The sequence below is a fragment of the Treponema endosymbiont of Eucomonympha sp. genome (assembly GCF_001028545.1).
The window spans coordinates 1-552 of record NZ_BBPW01000473.1; the positions used below are offsets into that span (position 1 = coordinate 1).

The 552-nt window shown below is 48.4% G+C and carries 2 protein-coding genes; both read left to right on the forward strand.

Features of this window, described 5'->3' with window-relative positions; genetic code table 11:
• Positions 1–343 (forward strand): hypothetical protein (locus tag AWU74_RS12055; RefSeq protein ID WP_187150944.1); only part of this gene is annotated, 343 nt, incomplete at its 5' end.
• A gap of 8 nt (positions 344–351) precedes the next feature.
• A partial coding sequence (locus tag AWU74_RS07645; protein ID WP_162505042.1) for a hypothetical protein occupies positions 352–552 on the forward strand: 201 nt, incomplete at its 3' end.

The following is a 552-nucleotide window of genomic DNA, read 5'->3' on the forward strand; positions in this document are numbered from 1 at the left end:
GATTATCAAACTGGTAACGGTAGAGAGCATCGTCCCCATAGCCGTAAAACCAACTATCGGCGTTCATATCAGCGAACTGGAAAAAAACGAAAAAGGCGTTCGCAAAATAGAGTTTGCTGCGGCGGGGGAAAGTCCCGCCGGAATCGAGTTTTATAGCTGGGACTTTGCTTATGACGCGGAAAAAGGGTTTAAGCCGGAAGTGTTTATCGACAAAGAAGGCAAACAAATCTATTCGTGCAAGGCGGGGCTTTACCATATCGCCGTTAAAGTTGTAGACAATGACGGGCTTGAAAACATTGAAACCATAAAATTAAAAATAAACGGCAAAATAGAACGGGAATAATAAGAAGCATGAGCGGATTTGAAATTGTCTATGACGCCGCGCCCGATATTGTCGGAGCGTTTTACCTGAACCGGCGCGCCGTCGGCGGCTTTTCCGTCAAGCCCCATGTCTCCCCGCTGTTTCGCGTTGGGCGTGCCGCCGAACTGCCGCACAATCCACGCTTCAAACGCGAAGGCGTCTTTATAGCGGAGGGTGTCATAATCGTATTT